Annotated in this window: 2 protein-coding genes; both read left to right on the top strand. The window is 76.0% G+C overall.

Annotation, left to right across the window (positions count from 1 at the left end; all coding sequences use genetic code 11):
- On the top strand, window positions 1-620 hold a 620-nt coding region (locus ACXAID_RS28245; RefSeq protein ID WP_475025454.1), incomplete at its 5' end, for an NEW3 domain-containing protein.
- On the top strand, window positions 617-946 hold a 330-nt coding region (locus ACXAID_RS28240), incomplete at its 3' end, for a DUF7158 domain-containing protein (RefSeq protein WP_475025453.1). The genes ACXAID_RS28245 and ACXAID_RS28240, both read left to right, overlap by 4 nt.

The following is a 946-nucleotide window of genomic DNA, read 5'->3' as shown; positions in this document are numbered from 1 at the left end:
AGGGCGCGGTGGAGCTGCGGCTGACCGCCGCCAGCGACGCCCGCGACGCCGCGCTGCACGGCAGGGTGCGGCTGATCGCCCCGACCGGCTGGCACCTGCAGATGTCCGAGTTGCCGTTCGTCCTGCCGCCGGGGGAGTACCTCGAGTCGGCGGTCGAGGTGACCGTCCCCGACGCCGTCCCGCCGGGGCTGTATCCGGTGCGGGCCGAACTCGCGGCGACCGGAGCCGCGATCCCGGCGGCGTGGCACCAGACCGTCGAGGACGTCTGTGTCGTCTCGGTGGGAGAGCACGACGACCGGCTGCTGCGCCTGGCCGGCGAGCCGGCCGATGTCGACGTCGTCGCCGGGGCCACCGCCCGGCTCTCGGTGACGGTGGGCACCGACGCCCATGCCGATCTGGCGGTCGAGGCGCATGCGATTTCGCCGTGGGGTACCTGGGAATGGCTGGGACCCAACATCGCCGGTGCGGTGGTGCCCGCCCGCGGCACGGTCGAGCTGGAGTTCGACGTGGCGCCGCCGGCGTGGGCGCAGCCGGGGTGCTGGTGGGCACTGATCCGGGTGGCGGGCGCCGGTGAGGTGCTCTACTCCCCGGCGGTGTCGGTGCGGGTGCGGTCACGATGACGGCCACGGCGGCGACGGTTCGCGGGGACGCCGGGGATGATGTGGTGACGGTCGCCGACGTCGACGCCCGCGAACGGCAGGTGCGGGCGGGCGCCTCGGCGGCGTCGCTGCCCCGTCCCGGGACCAGTGAGGCCCGGCAGCTGCGCCGCTGGCTGACCCAGGTTCTGGTGGCCGAGCGGGTGGTCGCCCGTGCCGAGGCCCGGCTGGGATCCGGCGAGCGGGTGCCGACCGAGCAGGAGGTGTTGCCCGACGCGGTCGCGCGGATGGAGGTCGGCAGCGTCGCCGCCGCGACGCTGGCCGGGGCGGACGGACGGGCGGTGTTCGCG

The sequence above is a fragment of the Mycobacterium sp. ABE4_509 genome, assembly GCF_056160785.1.
Note: the sequence above shows the minus strand (reverse complement) of the source record. Positions and strands in the feature narration are given on the sequence as shown.